Annotated in this window: 19 protein-coding genes and 4 tRNA genes; 18 read left to right on the top strand and 5 right to left on the bottom strand. The window is 70.3% G+C overall.

What is annotated here, in order from left to right:
• The first annotated feature begins 48 nt into the window (after positions 1–48).
• The 4 genes from ABH929_RS06990 to ABH929_RS06975 all read left to right on the top strand — a co-directional run bounded on the left by ABH929_RS06990 (position 49) and on the right by ABH929_RS06975 (position 4,590).
• Positions 49–840, top strand: coding sequence for a demethylmenaquinone methyltransferase (locus ABH929_RS06990; protein ID WP_404560625.1), 792 nt, complete (start codon positions 49–51; stop codon positions 838–840).
• Between the two features lie 32 nt (positions 841–872).
• Positions 873–1,949, top strand: coding sequence for a polyprenyl synthetase family protein (locus ABH929_RS06985; protein ID WP_205462790.1), 1,077 nt, complete (start codon positions 873–875; stop codon positions 1,947–1,949).
• Between the two features lie 86 nt (positions 1,950–2,035).
• A complete protein-coding gene (locus ABH929_RS06980) occupies positions 2,036–3,409 on the top strand; it encodes an FAD-dependent oxidoreductase (protein WP_404560624.1) in 1,374 nt (457 codons plus the stop codon).
• Positions 3,410–3,414: 5 nt separating this feature from the next.
• On the top strand, positions 3,415–4,590 hold the full coding sequence (locus tag ABH929_RS06975) for a heparan-alpha-glucosaminide N-acetyltransferase domain-containing protein (RefSeq protein ID WP_404560623.1): 1,176 nt from the start codon (positions 3,415–3,417) through the stop codon (positions 4,588–4,590).
• 201 nt (positions 4,591–4,791) lie between these two features.
• On the opposite strand, the gene cls is transcribed toward ABH929_RS06975, so the two are convergent.
• The gene (gene cls, locus ABH929_RS06970; RefSeq protein WP_404560622.1) at positions 4,792–6,252 is read right to left on the bottom strand and encodes a cardiolipin synthase; all 1,461 of its coding nucleotides are present in this window, start codon (positions 6,250–6,252) and stop codon (positions 4,792–4,794) included.
• 5 nt (positions 6,253–6,257) lie between these two features.
• Positions 6,258–6,746, bottom strand: a complete 489-nt coding sequence (locus ABH929_RS06965; RefSeq protein WP_111084269.1) for a YajQ family cyclic di-GMP-binding protein — start codon at positions 6,744–6,746, stop codon at positions 6,258–6,260.
• Between the two features lie 136 nt (positions 6,747–6,882).
• On the opposite strand from ABH929_RS06965, the gene ABH929_RS06960 reads away from it, so the two are divergent.
• From ABH929_RS06960 to ABH929_RS06940, 5 genes are all read left to right on the top strand, one after another.
• Positions 6,883–6,967: transfer RNA gene (locus ABH929_RS06960), tRNA-Tyr, on the top strand.
• Positions 6,968–7,024: 57 nt separating this feature from the next.
• Positions 7,025–7,846: an inositol monophosphatase family protein gene (locus tag ABH929_RS06955; protein WP_404560621.1), complete on the top strand. Its 822-nt coding sequence runs from the start codon at positions 7,025–7,027 to the stop codon at positions 7,844–7,846.
• 148 nt (positions 7,847–7,994) lie between these two features.
• A complete protein-coding gene (locus tag ABH929_RS06950) occupies positions 7,995–9,218 on the top strand; it encodes a M23 family metallopeptidase (RefSeq protein ID WP_404560620.1) in 1,224 nt (407 codons plus the stop codon).
• A 93-nt stretch (positions 9,219–9,311) separates the two neighbouring features.
• Positions 9,312–9,383, top strand: a tRNA-Thr gene (locus tag ABH929_RS06945).
• Positions 9,384–9,415: 32 nt separating this feature from the next.
• Positions 9,416–9,489 (top strand) — tRNA-Met (locus tag ABH929_RS06940).
• A 247-nt stretch (positions 9,490–9,736) separates the two neighbouring features.
• Here the strand turns inward: ABH929_RS06940 and ABH929_RS06935 are convergent.
• A complete protein-coding gene (locus ABH929_RS06935) occupies positions 9,737–10,135 on the bottom strand; it encodes a hypothetical protein (RefSeq protein WP_404560619.1) in 399 nt (132 codons plus the stop codon).
• A 129-nt stretch (positions 10,136–10,264) separates the two neighbouring features.
• Here ABH929_RS06935 and ABH929_RS06930 point away from each other — a divergent pair, with 129 nt between their 5' ends.
• The 3 genes from ABH929_RS06930 to ABH929_RS06920 are packed head-to-tail and all read left to right on the top strand — an operon-like array spanning position 10,265 to position 12,167.
• A complete protein-coding gene (locus tag ABH929_RS06930; protein WP_404560618.1) occupies positions 10,265–10,714 on the top strand; it encodes a MaoC family dehydratase N-terminal domain-containing protein in 450 nt (149 codons plus the stop codon).
• Positions 10,711–11,136: a MaoC/PaaZ C-terminal domain-containing protein gene (locus ABH929_RS06925; RefSeq protein ID WP_111084264.1), complete on the top strand. Its 426-nt coding sequence runs from the start codon at positions 10,711–10,713 to the stop codon at positions 11,134–11,136. The genes ABH929_RS06930 and ABH929_RS06925 overlap by 4 nt, the downstream gene beginning before the upstream one ends.
• A 2-nt stretch (positions 11,137–11,138) precedes the next feature.
• A complete protein-coding gene (locus tag ABH929_RS06920) occupies positions 11,139–12,167 on the top strand; it encodes a UDP-N-acetylmuramate dehydrogenase (protein ID WP_404560617.1) in 1,029 nt (342 codons plus the stop codon).
• Positions 12,168–12,252: 85 nt separating this feature from the next.
• On the opposite strand, the gene ABH929_RS06915 is transcribed toward ABH929_RS06920, so the two are convergent.
• Positions 12,253–13,434: a pyridoxal phosphate-dependent aminotransferase gene (locus ABH929_RS06915; protein WP_404560881.1), complete on the bottom strand. Its 1,182-nt coding sequence runs from the start codon at positions 13,432–13,434 to the stop codon at positions 12,253–12,255.
• Positions 13,435–13,614: 180 nt separating this feature from the next.
• On the opposite strand from ABH929_RS06915, the gene ABH929_RS06910 reads away from it, so the two are divergent.
• From ABH929_RS06910 to ABH929_RS06885, 6 genes are all read left to right on the top strand, one after another.
• Positions 13,615–13,687 (top strand) — tRNA-Trp (locus ABH929_RS06910).
• Positions 13,688–13,722: 35 nt separating this feature from the next.
• The gene (gene secE, locus ABH929_RS06905; RefSeq protein ID WP_228504884.1) at positions 13,723–13,986 is read left to right on the top strand and encodes a preprotein translocase subunit SecE; all 264 of its coding nucleotides are present in this window, start codon (positions 13,723–13,725) and stop codon (positions 13,984–13,986) included.
• A gap of 119 nt (positions 13,987–14,105) precedes the next feature.
• Positions 14,106–15,119, top strand: a complete 1,014-nt coding sequence (gene nusG / locus ABH929_RS06900) for a transcription termination/antitermination protein NusG (protein WP_111084261.1) — start codon at positions 14,106–14,108, stop codon at positions 15,117–15,119.
• 144 nt (positions 15,120–15,263) lie between these two features.
• Positions 15,264–15,695 carry a 50S ribosomal protein L11 gene (rplK, locus tag ABH929_RS06895; RefSeq protein WP_022906459.1) on the top strand — a complete coding sequence of 144 codons (432 nt, stop codon included), beginning with the start codon at positions 15,264–15,266 and terminating at the stop codon, positions 15,693–15,695.
• Positions 15,696–15,785: 90 nt separating this feature from the next.
• Positions 15,786–16,475: a 50S ribosomal protein L1 gene (gene rplA, locus ABH929_RS06890; RefSeq protein ID WP_111084260.1), complete on the top strand. Its 690-nt coding sequence runs from the start codon at positions 15,786–15,788 to the stop codon at positions 16,473–16,475.
• A 100-nt stretch (positions 16,476–16,575) separates the two neighbouring features.
• Positions 16,576–17,184 (top strand): Pr6Pr family membrane protein, encoded by a 609-nt coding sequence (locus ABH929_RS06885; protein WP_404560614.1) that lies wholly within the window; start codon positions 16,576–16,578, stop codon positions 17,182–17,184.
• Here the strand turns inward: ABH929_RS06885 and ABH929_RS06880 are convergent.
• Positions 17,181–17,864, bottom strand: coding sequence for a YqaJ viral recombinase family protein (locus tag ABH929_RS06880; RefSeq protein WP_123938623.1), 684 nt, complete (start codon positions 17,862–17,864; stop codon positions 17,181–17,183). The genes ABH929_RS06885 and ABH929_RS06880 overlap by 4 nt on opposite strands.
• Positions 17,865–17,925: the final 61 nt, after the last annotated feature.

Here is a 17,925-nt window from a genome sequence, read left to right as displayed (position 1 = left end):
TGCTGCGAGTCCGGTGAACGTACGGTCGGGACCTCTAGGATTGGTCGGGTGAGCAGAGCGGACCTGAACAAGCGGCCGGACGAGGTGGCGGCGATGTTCGACGACGTCGCGGCCAAGTACGACCTCACGAACGACATCCTGTCGGCGGGCAACGCACCGCTGTGGCGTGTCGCCACGGTGCGGGCCGTCGATCCGCAGCCCGGCGAGAAGGTCCTCGACATCGCCGCTGGCACCGGGACGAGTGCCGCGGCCTTCGCGAAGAAGGGGGCAGAGGTCAGCGCGCTCGACCTCTCCGCAGGCATGATCGCGGTCGGTCGCGAGCGACACCCCGAGATCACCTTCGTCGAGGGCGATGCCGAGCACCTGCCCTTCGACGACGACACGTTCGACGCCGTCACGATCTCGTTCGGGCTGCGCAACGTGAACGACCCGAAGCAGGCGCTCACCGAGATGCTGCGGGTCCTCAAGCCCGGCGGCCGTGTGGTCATCTGCGAGTTCTCGACCCCGCCGCGTGCGCTGCTGCGCCTCGGCTACGGCACCTACCTGAAGCGCGTGCTCCCGGGCATCGCGAAGCTCTCGAGCAGCAACCCCGCCGCCTACCGCTACCTCGCCGAGTCGATCGACGCGTGGCCGGACCAGCAGGTCCTCACCCAGTGGCTGCGCGGCGTCGGGTTCTCCGTGGTCGCCTACCGCAACCTCACGGCCGGTATCGTCGCACTGCACCGTGGCCGCAAGCCCGTCGCCGACACGGTGCGCGAGTCCGCGGCCCGCCGTGCGAAGGCACGCCGCGACCACCAGACCACCGGCGAGCAGCCGCGCGTCGACCCGGCCGACGACTGACCGGTCACCATCCCCCGAAGACGGAGCAGCACTTGAATCCGAGCGTCCCGGTCGCACGTCGCGCGCCGAGCCTCCGCGCCTCGCTGGGCATCGGCGAGCGGTTGTTCGCCACGCCCGCCGACCGCCGCTTCATCGCCGCAGTCGACGACGGTCTCGAGCTCGTCGAGCAGGGGCTCGAGGACGCCATGCGTTCCACGGACACCCTCGCCGACACCACGAGTCGCTACCTGCTGTCCGCTGGCGGCAAGCGGATCCGCCCGACGCTGACGCTGCTCATCGCGCAGCTCGGCGACGGGGTCACCGACGCCGTGGTCAAGGCCGCCGTGAGCATCGAGACGACCCACCTGGCGTCGCTCTACCACGACGACGTCATGGACGAGGCGCCCGTCCGCCGCGGGGTCCCCGCCGCGCAGATCACGTACGGCAACAACGTCGCGATCCTGACCGGCGACCTGCTCTTCGCGCGCGCCAGCCTCATCACGGCCGACCTCGGCACCGAGGGCATCCGGATGCAGGCCGAGACCTTCCAGCGCCTCTGCATGGGGCAGCTGCACGAGACCACCGGCCCGCAGCCCGACGACGACCCGGTCGAGCACTACATCCAGGTGCTCAGCGACAAGACCGGCTCGCTCATCGCGACCGCCGCCCGCGCCGGTGTCATGTTCTCCGGCGCCGACCGTGCCTACCTCGACGCCGTCGGGACCTTCGGCGAGAAGGTCGGCGTCGCCTTCCAGCTCGTCGACGACGTCATCGACCTGGCACCGGCGACGGACAAGACCGGCAAGATCGCCGGCAACGACCTCCGTGCCGGCGTCGACACGCTGCCGATGCTGCACCTGCGTCGGCACGCGGCGACCGACCCGGAGGCGCAGGACCTCGTCCTGCGCATCGAGCGCGACGTGAACGGCGCTCCGGACGACGCGGTCGGCTCCGTCCCGTACCAGTCGGCCGTCGCCGCACTGCGCGACCACGAGGCGACCGCGTCGACGCGCACGGTCGCGGTCCGCTGGGCCCGCGAAGCCGTGGACGCCCTCGCCCCGCTGCCCGACGGCACCGTGAAGCGAGCACTCACCCGCTTCGCCGACTCCGTCGTCGACCGCAGCCGCTGAACACCACCCGCGACCGGATGACCCCACGGTCGCCGCGCGGGACGCACCACCGGGAGCACCCCACCCGAACGAACTGGAGACGATCAGTGCCCACCCTCCGAATCGCCATCGTCGGCGCCGGACCCGCCGGCATCTACGCCGCGGACATCCTGCTGCGCGAGGCCCACGGACACGACGTGTCGATCGACCTGTTCGAGCAGCTCCCCGCGCCGTACGGACTCGTCCGGTACGGCGTCGCCCCCGACCACCCGCGCATCAAGGGCATCGTCAACGCCCTGCGTGACGTGCTCGACCGCGGTGTCGTCCGGCTGTTCGGCAACGTCCGCTTCGGCGAGGACATCACCCTCGAGGACCTGAAGAAGCACTACAACGCGGTCGTCTTCTCGACCGGGGCGATCAAGGACGCCGACCTCGACATCCCCGGCGTCGACCTGCGGGGCTCCTACGGTGCCGCCGACTTCGTCAGCTGGTTCGACGGCCACCCCGACGTCCCGCGCACCTGGCCGCTGACCGCTGAGAGCGTCGCGGTGATCGGGGTCGGCAACGTCGCCCTCGACGTCTCCCGCATCCTGGCGAAGCACGCCGACGACCTGCTGCCGACCGAGATCCCGGCGAACGTGTACGAGGGCCTCAAGGCGTCGCCCGTCACGGACGTCCACGTCTTCGGCCGCCGTGGTCCTGCCCAGGTCAAGTTCACGCCGCTCGAGCTCCGCGAGCTCGGCGAGGTCCGTGACGTCGACATGGTCGTCTACGACGAGGACTTCGACCACGACGAGGCGTCGAAGACCGCAATCGCCACGAACAAGCAGGTCATGGTCATCAACCGCGTGCTCGAGCAGTGGCGCACTCGCGAGACGGGCCAGGCGAGCCGGCGGCTGCACCTGCACTTCTACGCGAAGCCGACCGAGTTCGTCGGCGACGAGCAGGGCAACCTCACCGCGATCCGGTACGAGCGCACCCGGCCGAACGGCGAGGGCGGTGTCGAGGGCACGGGCGAGATCCGCGAGATCCCGATCCAGGCGGCCTACCGTGCCGTCGGCTACTTCGGCTCCCCGCTGCCCGGGCTGCCGTTCGACGAGCGCCACGGCGTCATCCCGAACCACGAGGGCCAGGTCCTCGACGACGACAACCAGCAGATCCCGGGCGTCTACGCCACCGGCTGGATCAAGCGCGGTCCGGTCGGTCTCATCGGCCACACGAAGTCCGACGCCATGGAGACCGTGCAGCACATCGTCAACGACCAGGCGAGCTGGTGGACTCCGGAGGACCCCTCCGAGGGTGCGATCCCGGCGCTGCTCCGCGAGCGTGGCGTCGAGTACACCGACCTCGAGGGCTGGCACCACCTGGACACCCACGAGCTCGCGCTCGGCGCTGCCGAGGGCCGTGAGCGCATCAAGGTCGTGCCCCGCGACGAGATGATCGACGTGTCGCTCGGCCGCGTCGACGCGCCCACCAACTGACAGCGATGGCCGACACGCGCCCCGTCCCGCCCGCGGCGGTGCGGGGCGCGTCCGCGTCCGCTGCGCGACTGCAGGGCGTCGACGTCGCGCGCGCCGTCGCGCTACTCGGCATGATGGCCGCGCACATCGGCGGCATCGCGGAGCAGCTCGACTGGGTCGACCCGACGACGTGGTCCGCGGTCGCGAACGGGCGGCCGTCCGCGCTCTTCGCGGTCCTCGCCGGGGTCTCGATCGGCCTGACGAGCGGTCGGACGACTCCGCCGGGTCCGCCGACGATCGGCCGAGTGCGGGCTCGCCTGGTGATCCGTGCCGCAGCCGTCGTCGCCGTCGGCTTCGTGCTCATCGCGCTGGAGACACCGGTCTACGTGATCCTGCCGACGTACGGAGTGCTGTTCCTGCTGGTGATCCCGGTGCTCCGGGTCCGCCCGGCGTGGCTCCTCGCCATCGCGGGCGCCTGCGCCGTGCTGTCGCCGATCGTCGCCGTATCGACCGCACCGGCCTACGCCGACGCGGGCATGGTCGGCGTGCAGCTCGGTCTGGTCTACCCCGTGGTCACCTTCCTGGCGTACGTCCTGGTCGGTCTCGCGGTTGCCAGGTCCGGTCTGGGCCCACGCCGCCGGTTCCCGGACGACGCGCCAGCGGCGTCCGGGCCGTGCCGGTGGGGAGAGGCGCGGGGCACGCAGGTCGCGCTCCTCGCCTCCGGCGCACTGGTCGCCGTCGCCGCGTACGTCGTCGGCACGGTCATCGCGCCGCTTCCGTCCGGGGCCGCGTTCGCGTTCCCGGGGGTCCCGTACGCCGCGGAGGGCAGCACGCCGGCCGAGGCCCTCGCCCAGCTCTTCCTGTCACCGCGCGACCACTCGTCGACGACGGTCGACGTGGTCGGCACCGCGGGCGTGGCGGTCGCGGTCATCGCGCTCTGCACCCTGCTGTTCGACGGCCGCGGGCGGGTCGCCGAGCGGATCGCGTTCCCGCTCGCCGCCGTCGGGTCGATGCCCCTGACGATCTACTCGGGACACCTCGTGGTGATCGCGATGCTGCCCGAGTACCCGGAGTCGGCGTCCGCGTGGGGTTGGTTCGCGCTCGGTTCGATCCTGTTCGCGATGGTCTGGCGCCGGTTCCTCGGCCGGGGCCCGCTCGAGCGGGCCGTCGCGGCCCTGGCGTCCCTCGTTCCGATGCGCTGAGCGCCCTGCCGGGCTCGACCCGGCCCGGAGCGCTGCCGCACGGTGCCGGGTTGTTCGTCCGGTGCGAGCGTGCTCGCTGGGTGCCCCGCTGTGGCGACGCACCGAGCGGCCAAGGTCGCACCGGGTGGAGGACGGCGCACCGTGCGGGGCGGGCGCGCACCGCGCCTCCCGTCCGACAGCGCGGCAGCCCGCCAGCGCTCGCTACTGCAGCGCTGCCGTGAGCCGCGCGACGTTGTCGAGCACCTTGGACCGGCGCGGACGGTCGTCCCACTCGTCGAGCGTCAGCTCGAAGCTGTGCTCCTTGTAAGCGTCCTGCACCTTGCGCAGGGCATCGACGAAGCGGTGCCCCCGGACCATCACGGAGACCTCGAGGTTCAGGCTGAACGAGCGCATGTCCATGTTGCTCGACCCGATCACCGACACCTCGTCGTCGATGGTGAAGTGCTTGGCGTGCAGGATCGTCGGTGCCCGGTACAGCCAGATCTTCACACCGGCGCGGAGCAGTCCCTCGTAGTACGAGCGCTGCGCGTGCCAGGTCATGGCGTGGTCGCCCATCTCGCCGACGAAGAGCTCGACCTCGACGCCGCGTTGGGCGGTCGTCGTGATCGCGTAGAGCATCGAGTCGTCCGGCACGAAGTACGGCGACGTGATCGACACCTTCTTCTGCGCCGAGTAGAGCAGCGCGTTGAACAGGCGCAGGTTGTTCTCGCCGTCGAACCCGGGCCCGGACGGCACGACCTGGCAGTCGAGGGCGTCGCCGCGGTCGGCCCGCTGGACGGGGTCGCTCTCGCGCAGCAGCAGTTCGTCGGTCTCGCTGTACCAGTCGGTGACGAACAGGGCGTTCAACCCCGCGACGACCGGACCCTCGAACCGGGCGAACAGGTCCTTGTAGACCATGCCCTTCTCGATGTGCGACTTGATGTCGTACGAGGCGTCGATCAGGTTCTGCGACCCGGTGAAGGCGACCGAGCCGTCGATGACCATGATCTTCCGGTGGTTGCGGAGGTCGGGGCGCTGGAACTTCCCCTGCAGCGGCAGCAGCGGGAGCATGAGGTGCCACTCGATGCCCGCGCGGTCCATGAACGCCAGCGTGTCCTTGTACCCGGGGTAGCCGCGGCTCGCCCAGTGGTCGAGCAGGAACCGGACGGTGACGCCGCGGGCCTGTGCACGGGCGAGCGCGTCGAAGAACGGCCGCGTGGTGTCGTCGAGCGTCGCGATGTAGAACTCGACGTGCACGAACCGACGCGACTGGTCGATCGCCCGGGTCATCTCCGCGATCGACTCCTCGGAGTCGGGGTAGAGCTCCGCCGAGTTGCCACCGACCAGCGGCATGGCACCGAGTTCGCGGTTCAGCGTGGTGATGCTCTCGAGCCACAGCGGCCACGGGTGGTCACGCCGCACGCGTTCGATGCCCTCGGTCTGTTCGAGGATGTACGCGTTGATCTCGGTCTGCTTCTCACGCCGGGCACGCGGCAGCTTCGTCGACCCGATGACCAGGAAGACGATGAAGCCGATGTAGGGGATGAGGAAGATCGCCAGCAACCAGGCGGTCGCCGTCTGCGGCTTCCGGTTGATCGGGACGTAGATGATCGAGAAGGCGCGGATCGCCAGGTCCAGCAGGACGGCCAGGACGGTGATCGCGACGGTGAGCCAGTGCTCCACGGACGTCAGCGGAAGTTGATGTACTGCAACGGGACGTCGAACTCTTCACCCTTGAGCAGCTGGATGGTGTTCTGCAGGTCGTCGCGGCTCTTCGAGGACACCCGCAGTTCGTCGCCCTGGATCTGGCTCTTCACGGTCTTCGGGGCGTTGGCCCGCAGGAACGCGCCGATCTTCTTCGCGACGTCCTGCTCGATGCCGTTCTTGAACTTCACCTCGATGCGGTACTCCTTGCCCGAGGGGTAGGGGTCGCCGGCGTCGAGGCTCTTCAGGCTGATGTTGCGCTTGATCGCCTTGCTCTGCAGGACGTCGAGGACGGCCTTCGCGCGCTCTTCCGAGTTCGCCTTGATGAGGACGTCCTCGCCGCTGAAGGCGACCGACGCGTCCGCGCCCTTGAAGTCGTACCGCTGCTCGATCTCCTTGGCCGCCTGGTTGAGGGCGTTCTCCGCCTCCATCTTGTCGACCTTGCTCACCACGTCGAAGGAACTGTCTGCCATGCCGCACAGCCTAACGGCGGACAGGAGGCCCGGTTCGGCTCCGGCGGTCGGCCGGCGGTGGTCACGACCACCGTTCTGGATCCGCTATGCTTTTGTGCGCGCCTTCGGTTGGTGATCACACCGGCTGGGTGCGCATGGCAAGTTACCCAAGCGGCCAAAGGGATCTGACTGTAAATCAGCCGGCGTAGCCTTCGGGGGTTCGAATCCCTCACTTGCCACCATCGAAAAGCCCCGTCCGACCCGGACGGGGCTTTCGTCGTCCCTGGCAGGATCGGTGCATGGCATCCGACCGCACACCGTCCCAGTTCGCCGACCTCGCCGAGACGATCGCGCGCGAAGCGGCCACGCTCGCCGCACGACGACGGGCCGAGGGGGTCGAGGTCGCCGACCGGAAGTCGAGCATCGTCGACGTGGTCACGGCTGCGGACCGCGAGGTCGAGGCGCTCATCCGGGCCCGTATCTCCGAGGCCCGGCCGGACGACGCGTTCCACGGTGAGGAGTCGGGGTCGGCGTCGGGCGAGTCGGGCATCACCTGGGTCGTCGACCCGATCGACGGCACGGTGAACTACCTGTACGGCAGTGCCGAGTACGGCGTGAGCATCGGCGTCGTGCGGGGCTCCGCCGACCCCACGACGTGGGAGCCGATCGCCGGCGTCGTCGTCGCCCCCGCGACCGGGGTGGTGTTCCGTGCCGCCGCCGGACAGGGCGCCACCCGTGACGGCGTGCCCCTGTCCGTCAGTGCTCCGGCCTCGCTCGCCGAGACGCTCGTGGCGACGGGCTTCGGGTACACGGCGGACCGGCGCCGCGAGCAGGTGTCCGTGCTCGCCGGGTTGATCGGCGAGGTGCGGGACATCCGGCGCGGGGGAGCGGCGTCGCTCGACTGCTGCGCGGTCGGGACCGGGGTTGTCGACGCCTACTACGAGCGCGGGATCAACCCGTGGGACATGGCCGGCGGCTCCGTCGTCGCGCGCGAGGCCGGGGCGTCGATCCGCATCTGGGAAGCCGGCGGGACCCGTTCCTTCCTGTTCGCGAGCCCCGCGGTGGCCGACGACCTCGAAGCGCTGCTGCGCGGGCTGGAAGCCGAGGCGCTCGGCGTCTGAGGTCCGCCGGTCCCTCGCTCTGGGGGTGCCCGGTGGACGCGACCACGACTGGCGACGTGCGACGACGTTTGCTACCGTGCTCAGGTCCCGTTATCTGCTCGTTACCAACGAGCGCGCCCCTTCCCCGATCAGGATCGCCACCGCACGCATGCCCCACTCCCCACTGACGTCCGTCCCCACCGGTCCCGTCGACGCCGCCACCCCGGTCGTCCACCTGACCCGACGAGCACGGATCGAGGCGGAGCGAGCGGCTGCGAAGGGCGCCCCCGTCACGCAGGACCACACGCAGGACGTCGCGCCTGACCGTGCCGCGGGCCCGTCGTTCGACGAGGTCGTCGGGCTCACCACGCCGTCGTCGGCGGCCGCCCCCGCGTCGCCGATCGACCTCGCGCCGGTCTCGCCCGCGCTGCCCGGGTCGGCGGTCCGTCCGGCGCAGCGCATCACGACGCCACCGGCTCCCACGTCGCCGGACGTCCGCGCCTCGGCACCGCGCACCGCGCCGGCCGCTGCGGAGCCCGTCGCACCGCAGCCCCGCCGTGTCATCGGCCAGGTCCCGGCGTCCCGTCGGCGGACCGGCCGTGCCGCATCGGCCGCGCAGGTCGACCGCGCCACCCGGCACATCGCGGCCGGCCGCACCGCTGCCGCGCCCGCCCCGGCTCCTGCCGCCCGGACGCAGGGCGCCTCGTTCCGCCGTGCGGCCTCGCGCGTCACGGCCGTCGGTGCGCTCCTCTTCGTCGCTGGTCTGGTCGTCTCGACGTCGCTGCCCGCCCAGGCGCTCTACGTGCCGGAGACCGGCTCGACCGCGGTCCGGTCGACGGCGAGCGGTGCAACCCAGTCGATGAGCGTCGGCGCCGCAGCCGACGGGTCGACGACCCGCGACCAGTACACGGTGTCGGACGCCACGCAGTACAAGAACGTCGACGCCTCGAGCTTCACCAACGACCCGACCGGCACGATCCAGTGGCCGTTCCTCACCGGCGTCCCGATCACCTCCGGCTTCGGCGGTCGTCAGGTCGCGGGCTGCTCGTTCTGCTCGACGAACCACATGGGCGTCGACTTCGCTCCCGGCGAGGGCACCCCGATCCGGGTCATCGCCGCCGGCACCGTCATCAAGGTCCAGGCGAACGACGGCGGCTTCGGCAACGACGTCTGGGTGGAGCACGACGTCGACGGCAAGCAGTTCGTCAGCGTGTACGGCCACATGGAGGACAACTCCTTCAAGGTGGTCACCGGTCAGCAGATCGAGGTCGGCGACGAGCTCGGTCTCGTGGGCAGCACGGGCAACTCCACGGGCCCGCACCTGCACCTCGAAGTGCACGTCGACGGGGTCCCCGTGGACCCGCTGGCCTGGCTCCAGACCAACGCGAACTAGCGGTCGCCGACGCGGCACGCCCGGGCGTCTCGCCCGGTTCCGGAGCGGCGTCGGAGGTCTGCTATCCTCGTGTGGTGCCGTTCGCGGCACATCGCCCCGATAGCTCAGTGGTAGAGCACCTCCATGGTAAGGAGGGGGTCGTCAGTTCAATCCTGACTCGGGGCTCCGACCCGGTGCGCGTGTCGCTCCGGATCTCTGGCGGGGTAGCTCAGTTGGTTAGAGCACACGACTCATAATCGTGGGGTCGCGGGTTCAAGTCCCGCCCTCGCTACAGCAAGCCCGGCGATCTGTTCGCCGGGCTTTCGTCGTTCCCGGGCGCGACGGCGTTCCGGTCGGGAGGCGCGTGGCGGACGTGCCCCGGGCCTCCTGTCCGGTGCGCGGCCGGGTCCAGTGCGGCTGTCGCGCCGCACACTCGATCAAAGTGCGTCCGTGCCGTGGGTTCGGGTGGTGCAGATGCACTTGCGTTGTGCGCCGGTCACGTCGCGACCGCGCGCCGACCGCGCGCGACCCGCGCGCGCCTACAGCGCGGAGTGCGACCCGGTGTCGGTGCGCGTCTGCAGCACGCCGGCCGCGCGCAGGGCGCGCTCGATCGCAGCGTTCACCTCGTGCCATGCGGCTCGTCGACGGCTCGCGCCGATGCTGCCGCCGGAGACGGCCGTGCCGTGTCCGCTGTGCCGCAGCGTGATCGTGGTGGACGCTCCGGTGACGGTCGTCGACAGCTCGTAGCGGCGGAACTCGCGGGACGGGTGCACGAGCGCGCCGAGCAGGATCGTGAGCAGCCGGTTGCCGGTCGTCGCGGTGAGGGTCCCACCGGTCGACTCGACGTGGTGTCCCGCCGTGCGGAGTGCCGCGCCGGCGACCTCCATCGCGGTGCAGCGGTCGCCCGTGTGCACGGCGAAATCGGTCCTGGTGTCCATGGTTGCTCCCCCGTCCCCTGATCCGGTGTCGCGACCGGACCGCCGATTCCCCCGAACCGGCGCGGCCAGCCTAGCCGATGCATCCTCAGCATCGACAGGCCCCAGGACGGGCGTCGGTAGACTGCCGACGTGTCAGTGAACCCCGAGCTCGTCGGCAGGACGTTCCCGCCGGCCCAGCCCTACCTGGTCGGTCGCGAGAAGGTGCGCGATTTCTCGCGCGCGGTGTTCGCGACCAACCCCGTCCACCACGAACCCGATGCGGCCCGCGCCGCCGGGTACGCCGACGTCGTCGCCCCGCCGACCTTCGCGGTCGTCGTGCAGGAAGCCACGCTCGCGCAGCTCCTCGCCGAGCCGGACGCCGGCATCGACTTCTCGCGTGTCGTCCACGGCGAGCAGTCCTTCACCTACGACCGGCCCATCGTGGCCGGCGACGAGCTCACCGCGACCCTGACCGTGACGAGCGTCAAGACACTCGGCGGCAACGCGATGGTCACGGCCCAGAGCACCATGAACGACGCCTCGGGGGAGCACGTCGTCACGGCGACGTCGACCCTCGTGGTCCGAGGAGACGACGCATGACCGCCGCACCCGCCACCGCGATCGAGGTCGGCACGGTCGTCGCCGAGCGCGAGGTGCACGTCACCCGCGACTCGCTCGTCCGCTACGCCGGCGCTTCCGGTGACTTCAACCCGATCCACTACCGCGACGACGTCGCCGCCTCGGTCGGCCTGCCCGGCGTCCTCGCGCACGGCATGCTCACGATGGGCCTCGCCGTGCAGCCGGTCTCCGAGTGGCTCGGCGACAGCGGCTGGGTCGCGGGCTACGGCGTCCGCTTCACCCGCCCCGTCGTCGTGGACCCGGAGCAGGGCGCGACCATCGGCATCGTCGCGAAGGTCGGCACCGTCGACGACGACGGCCGACCGAAGCGCATCGACCTCACCGTGACCGCCGGCGGGCAGACCGTGCTCGGCAAGGCGCAGGTCACGGTGACGTTCCGCTGACCGTGCACGAGCCGGTGCTCGCCGACCTCACGACGCTCGGCGTCGGTGGGGCGGCCGCGCGGCTGCTCACGGCCACGACGACCGACGAGCTCGTCGACCACACGCGCTCCGCGTGGGACGACCACGAGTGGCTGGTCCTCGGCGGCGGCAGCAACGTGCTGGTCGCCGACTCCGGCTTCGACGGCACCGTCGTCCTGGTCCGCACCACGGGGGTGGACGCCGACACGGACGCCGACGGCGTCACCGTCCGCGTCGCGGCCGGCGAATCCTGGGACGCGTTCGTCGCCACCACCGTCGCGAACGGCTGGACCGGCCTGGAGGCCCTCAGCGGCATCCCGGGCACCGTCGGCGCCGCCCCCGTGCAGAACATCGGCGCCTACGGGGTCGAGCTCTCCGACGTGCTCACCCGGGTCGAGTTCCTCGATGCGGCCACGGGGGAGCGCACGTGGGTGCCCGCGGCCGAGCTGGCGCTCGGCTACCGCACGTCGACCCTCAAGCACGGACGCCGTGGTGTCGTGCTGACGGTCGAGTTCCGACTCGGTGCAGCGGGTGAACACGGTGTCCCGGTGCGGTACGCCCAGCTCGCCGGTTCGCTCGGAGTGTCCCTCGGTGCCCTCGTGGAACCCACGACGGTCCGCGACGAGGTCCTGCGTCTCCGCGCCTCGAAGGGCATGGTGCTCGACGCCGACGACCGGGACACCTGGAGCGCCGGATCGTTCTTCACGAACCCGATCGTCTCCGCTGCCTTCGCCGAGACCCTCCCCGCCGACGCGCCACGGTGGCCGGCGGGCGACGACGTCAAGCTCAGCGCGGCCTGGCTCATCGAGCACGCGGGGGTGCACCGTGGCTACGCCGTGCCGGGGTCGCGTGCGGCGATCTCGTCGAAGCACACCCTGGCCCTGACCAACCGTGGCGGCGCGACGGCGGCCCAGGTGGCCGAGCTCGCACGGTACGTGCAGGTCACGGTCCTGAACCGCTTCGGGGTGTCGCTCGTGCCGGAGCCCGTCGTGGTCGGGGACCTGCTCGACTGAACCCACTGGCACGACCCGGCCACGGGCCTGCCGGAACGCAGAACGGGCCACCTCGACGAGGCGGCCCGTTCTGCGTGGGGCGGGGTTACGCGAAGAACTCCGCCAGGCGGGCCACGCCCTCGGCGATGTCGTCGTCGCCGAGGGCGTACGACAGGCGCAGGTACCCGGAGGGGCCGAAGGCCTCGCCCGGGACGACCGCGACCTCGGCGTGCTCGAGGATCAGGTCGGCCAGCTCGAGGGTCGTCGTCGGGGTCGAGCCCGCCCACTCACGACCGAGCAGTGCGGTGACGTCCGGGTAGACGTAGAAGGCGCCCTGCGGGGTCGGCGTGACGAAGCCCGGGATCGCGTTGAGCCCGGCGACGATGGCCCGCCGACGGCGGTCGAAGGCCTCGCGCATGGCCGCCACCGGCTCCTGCGGCCCGGTCAGGGCGGCGATCGCGGCGCGCTGGGACACGTTGGAGACGTTCGACGACAGGTGCGACTGCAGGTTCGACGCGGCCTTGACCGCGTCGACCGGACCGATGAACCAGCCGACGCGCCAGCCGGTCATCGCGTAGGTCTTCGCGACGCCGTTGACCAGGATCGTGGTGTCGGCGAGGGCCGGCACGGCGTCGAGGATGCCGGTGAACCGCAGTCCGTCGTACACGAGGTCCTGGTAGATCTCGTCGCTGATCACCCAGATGCCGTGCTCGAGTGCCCACTCGCCGATGGCCTTGGTCTGCTCGGCGGTGTACACGGCGCCGGTCGGGTTCGACGGCGAGCAGAACAGCAGCGCCTTCGTCTTCGGGGTGCGCGCGGCCTCGAGCTGCTCGACCGTGACGAGGTAGCCCTGGTCGCTGCCGGCGAAGACCTCGACCGGCTCGCCACCGGCCAGGCGGATGGCCTCGGGGTAGGTGGTCCAGTACGGGGCGGGGAGCAGGACCTCGTCGCCGGCGTCGACGATCGTCTGGAACGCCTGGTAGACGGCCTGCTTGCCGCCGTTGGTGACGATCACCCGCGACGGCTCGACGGTGATGCCGGACTCGCGTGCGGTCTTCTCGGCGATGGCCTGCTTCAGCTCCGGCAGCCCGGTCGCCGGCGTGTACCGGTGGTTCTTCGGGTCCTGTGCGGCCTCGACCGCGGCGGCGACCACGTGGTCGGGCGTGGCGAAGTCGGGCTCGCCGGCGGCGAAGGAGATGACGGGTCGGCCCGCGGCCTTCAGGGCCTTGGCCTTCGCGTCGACCTTGAGCGTCGCGGACTCGGCGATCGCCGCGATGCGGGACGCGATGCGCGGCCGATCGGTCGGCGCGGCGGCGGGGGTTGCGGTGGACTCGGGGCCGGGGGCTGCGGTGCTCACGGGTGCCAGCCTATCGGCGCGGCACGCCGTGGAGGGGGTCAAGTGGACACCGTGTGACGGACTCCCGTACACTCGACCACCGGAACACGATCGGTGACGGACGTGCTCTGAAGGGCGGTGGCTCAATTGGTAGAGCAGCGGTCTCCAAAACCGCAGGTTGCAGGTTCGAGTCCTGTCCGCCCTGCAACTCTGGAAGGGTAGAAGTTGGCGAGCAAAGACATGGAGACGACGGCGGACGACGTCGTCGCCAAGGCGAAGCAGGACCGGGCCGAGCGCCGGGGTCCGATCGCTGCCATCGTGCTCTTCATCCGTCAGGTGATCGGCGAACTGCGCAAGGTCGTGACCCCGACCCGCAAGGAGCTCTTCAGCTACACGCTGGTCGTGCTCGTCTTCGTCGTCGTGATGATGATCCTGGTGTCGATCCTCGACTTCGTGTTCGGTCTCGGCGTCGGGTACGTCTTCGGCAACGGGCCCACGGCCTGACCCGGACGTCGACTGCCGAGTGCGGCAGTCCACTGGAGTACGGTCGCCCGAGACGGTGCCGATCGTGACCAGGACCGTCCGCCATCCCGACCCGCACCACCGAACGGAAAGAATCGACTGTGTCTGACTACTCCCGCGACGACATCGACCTCGCGACGGCTGCCGAGCAGTCCTCCGAGGTCGAGGAGAACCAGGAAGGCGACGTCGAGACCGGCGAGGAGCGCTCCGCCGAGTCCGCCGAGGAGCGCGCGATCTCCGTCGAGTCCGAGGACGACGAGTCCCTCGGCATCGACGAGGAGCTGACGGCACTGCAGGAGTCCAAGGACCCCGAGGCCGACGCCGTCGTCGAGGACGCCCTCGAGATCGACTCGGCTGACGAGGCCGAGGCCGCCGTCGAGGCGGTCGAGGACGAGGAAGAGATCGAACTCGAGTCCGAGACCGCCGAAGAGGCGAACGAGACCCTCGCCGCCGACGAAGCGATCGACGCCGAGGACGACGACGCCGAAGAGGCCGAGGTCGACCCGTACGAGGCCTTCAAGGTCGAGCTGCGGATGAAGCCGGGCAAGTGGTACGTCATCCACTCCTACGCGGGCTTCGAGCGCCGCGTGAAGTCGAACATCGAGAACCGCATGGTGTCGATGTCGATGGAGGAGTCGATCTACCAGGTCGAGGTCCCGATGGAGGACGTCGTCGAGATCAAGAACGGGCAGCGCAAGCTGGTCACCCGCGTCCGGATCCCCTCGTACGTGCTCGTCCGCATGGACCTCAACGAGGACTCGTGGTCCGTCGTCCGGCACACCCCCGGTGTCACCGGCTTCGTCGGCAACGCCCACAACCCGACGCCGCTCCGTTTCGACGAGGCGTTCGGCATGCTCAAGTCCCTCGTGCAGGTCGCCGAGGCCGCCCCGACCAAGGGTGGCTCGAAGTCCGGCGGTTCCCTGCAGGCGCAGCCCGCTGCCGAGGTCGACTTCGAGGTCGGCGAGACGATCACCATCAAGGAAGGCTCGTTCGCGGGCCTGCCGGGTTCGATCTCCGAGATCAAGCCGGAGAGCGGCAAGCTCACCGTCCTCGTCTCGCTGTTCGAGCGCGAGACCCCGGTCGAGCTCAGCTTCGACCAGGTCACGAAGCTCTAGTCCAGGTCTCCCCGTTCGGGTAGACTCATCGAGTTTGGGCCCGCACGCCTCGTGCGTGTGGGCCTTCACCGCGGTCCGGAACGGCCGGACCAGCGGGAGAGTGCACGGATCCCCGTGCGTTCGATTCCAGGAGGAAGACAAGTCATGGCACCGAAGAAGAAGGTCACGGGCCTGATCAAGCTGCAGATCAACGCGGGAGCCGCCAACCCGGCCCCGCCGATCGGTCCGGCACTCGGTCAGCACGGCGTCAACATCATGGAGTTCTGCAAGGCGTACAACGCGGCGACCGAGTCGCAGCGTGGCAACGTCGTGCCGGTCGAGATCACCGTCTACGAGGACCGTTCGTTCACGTTCGTCCTCAAGACCCCGCCGGCCGCTGAGCTCATCAAGAAGGCTGCTGGTGTGCAGAAGGGGTCCGCGACCCCGCACACGGTCAAGGTCGCGAAGATCTCGATGGACCAGGTCCGTCAGATCGCCGAGACCAAGCAGGCCGACCTGAACGCCAACGACATCGAGCAGGCCGCGAAGATCATCGCCGGCACCGCACGCTCGATGGGCATCACGGTCGAGGCCTAAGCACCGATCGGGCTCCGGCCCACACCCAGACACCTTTCCGTGGGAGAGCCGCGCCGGCTCGTCAACCACGTATCTCGCAAGGAGACCACCATGGCGAAGAAGTCCAAGGCCTACGAAGCCGCGGCCGCGAAGATCGAGGCCGACAAGTTCTACACCCCGACCGAGGCAGTCGCCCTGGCCAAGGAGACCGGCTCCGCGAAGACCGACTCCACGGTCGAGGTCGCACTGAAGCTCGGCGTCGACCCGCGCAAGGCGGACCAGATGGTCCGCGGCACGGTCATCCTGCCGCACGGCACGGGCAAGACCGCCCGCGTCATCGTGTTCGCGACGGGTGCAGCGGCCGAGGCCGCGATCGCAGCCGGCGCCGACGAGGTCGGTGGCGACGAGCTCATCGCGAAGGTCGCCGAGGGCTACACCGCCTTCGACTCCGCCGTCGCGACGCCCGAGCTCATGGGCAAGGTCGGTCGTCTCGGCAAGGTGCTCGGCCCGCGTGGCCTCATGCCGAACCCGAAGACCGGCACCGTGACCCCGAACGTGGCGCAGGCCGTCAACGACATCAAGGGCGGCAAGATCGAGTTCCGCGTCGACAAGCACGCCAACGTGCACTTCGTCGTCGGCAAGGCCTCGTTCACGCCGGAGCAGCTCGACGAGAACATCTCGACCGCGCTCGAGGAGATCAACCGCCTCAAGCCGAGCTCCTCGAAGGGCCGTTACGTCATGAAGGGCGCCGTCTCGACGACCTTCGGTCCCGGCATCCCGCTGGACGTCAACAGCATCTGAGTCCACTGACTCCGAGTCACTGACTCACGGAGGGGCCCGCACCGGTAACGGTGCGGGCCTTTCTCGCGTGCAGGCGCGCGCGTCCCGGTAGCGTGGTGTCGTGCGCACCCTCGTCAACTCGCTCCGGTTGATCGCCGTCATCGCCGTCGTCGTCGCGATCGTCGCCCAGTGGCTCGTCAGCTCGAAGACCGACGCGTACAACCCGTGGAACTTCTTCGGCTACTTCACGATCCAGTCGAACGTCATCATCGCCGTGGCCCTGGCGGTGACCCTCGTCGCCTCGGCCCGCCGCAAGCGTGGGGACCTGCGGGTGAGCCTGCTCCGGGGCGCCGGCACGGTTTACATCGCCACGACCGGGATCGTCTACAACACCCTGCTGACGAACGTCGACGTGTCGACGAACGTCCAGTGGTCGAACGACGTGCTGCACAAGGTCATCCCGGTGTACGCGGTCCTCGACTGGCTGCTGTTCTCGGACCGGTCGAAGCTGCTCCTCCGCCACGTCTGGTGGTTCTTGATCTACCCGGCGGTGTGGACGATCGTCATCCTGATCCGCGGCGCGACCGACGGCTGGGTGCCGTACCCGTTCCTCGACCCCGCGCAGGGCTACGGCGTCGTGGCGATCTACTGCGTCGGCGTGGGCGTCTCGATCGGGTTGCTCGGCGTCCTGGTCGTGGGGATGAGTCGGCTGCGGCTCGTCAAGGTCTAGGAACGGAAGTCGCGCAGCTTGTCGAGCACCAGGTCGGCGAGCTGCACGAGCCCGCGGATCTGGTCGTCGTCGCGGTCGACCCAGCGGCACTCGGGCTCGTCGGCGACGGGGACGAAGCCGTCGTGGCGCTCCCAGACGAACAGGGTGCGATCGGCACCGAGGACGTACTGCTGCCACCAGATCTGCCGCAGGTAGTGCCGGGGGATGCTCCGCCAGCCCTTCGCGGTGGTCTTGATCTCGGCGAGCACCACCCGCGAGCCCTGGACCCCGACGCCGTCCGGGGTGGCGAGGTGCGCCCGGTTCGCAGCGGCGTGGAACAGGTGCGCCGAGGGCTGGATGCCGTGCGTGGCCGCGACCCAGGCGGCGATGTGGGGCTCGCGGTCCTTGCCGTGCTCGGTGAACGCGTTGCCGGAGAACCGTGAGCCGTAGCGCTTCTCGGTGACCACGGCCTCGACCGCGTGCAGCGAGGCGAGCCGTGCGACGTCGGTCGCGGTGATGCCCGCGGCGCGGGCGCGGAGCCAGGCGAAGCGGTCCGAGGAGTGCGCGACGATCCGCTCGGTGTGGCCGCGCAGGGCGGTGAACGCATCGCGCCCGGGGACCGCAGCCGGCGTGGCGGAGGCAGACAGCTCCTCCAGTCCGGGGTCCAGGTCGCCCCACAGGGTGGGCTGCACGATCGTCACCCGACGATTCTCCCCCCGACCACCGGCAGGACCGAATCCGACGCGCTCACGAGTGCGGCGT

It is taken from the genome of Curtobacterium sp. AB7 (assembly GCF_044909335.1).
Lineage (GTDB): Bacteria > Actinomycetota > Actinomycetes > Actinomycetales > Microbacteriaceae > Curtobacterium.
This window is presented reverse-complemented; position numbering and strand designations above follow the sequence as displayed.

Excerpts from the sequence above, each read along its gene's own strand:
- ABH929_RS06975 (WP_404560623.1), top strand. The coding sequence starts at position 3,415 with ATGGCCGACACGCGCCCCGTCCCGCCCGCGGCGGTGCGGGGCGCGTCC.
- ABH929_RS06965 (WP_111084269.1), bottom strand. The coding sequence starts at position 6,746 with ATGGCAGACAGTTCCTTCGACGTGGTGAGCAAGGTCGACAAGATGGAG.
- ABH929_RS06955 (WP_404560621.1), top strand. The coding sequence starts at position 7,025 with ATGGCATCCGACCGCACACCGTCCCAGTTCGCCGACCTCGCCGAGACG.
- ABH929_RS06950 (WP_404560620.1), top strand. The coding sequence starts at position 7,995 with ATGCCCCACTCCCCACTGACGTCCGTCCCCACCGGTCCCGTCGACGCC.
- ABH929_RS06935 (WP_404560619.1), bottom strand. The coding sequence starts at position 10,135 with ATGGACACCAGGACCGATTTCGCCGTGCACACGGGCGACCGCTGCACC.
- ABH929_RS06925 (WP_111084264.1), top strand. The coding sequence starts at position 10,711 with ATGACCGCCGCACCCGCCACCGCGATCGAGGTCGGCACGGTCGTCGCC.
- secE (WP_228504884.1), top strand. The coding sequence starts at position 13,723 with ATGGAGACGACGGCGGACGACGTCGTCGCCAAGGCGAAGCAGGACCGG.
- rplK (WP_022906459.1), top strand. The coding sequence starts at position 15,264 with ATGGCACCGAAGAAGAAGGTCACGGGCCTGATCAAGCTGCAGATCAAC.
- rplA (WP_111084260.1), top strand. The coding sequence starts at position 15,786 with ATGGCGAAGAAGTCCAAGGCCTACGAAGCCGCGGCCGCGAAGATCGAG.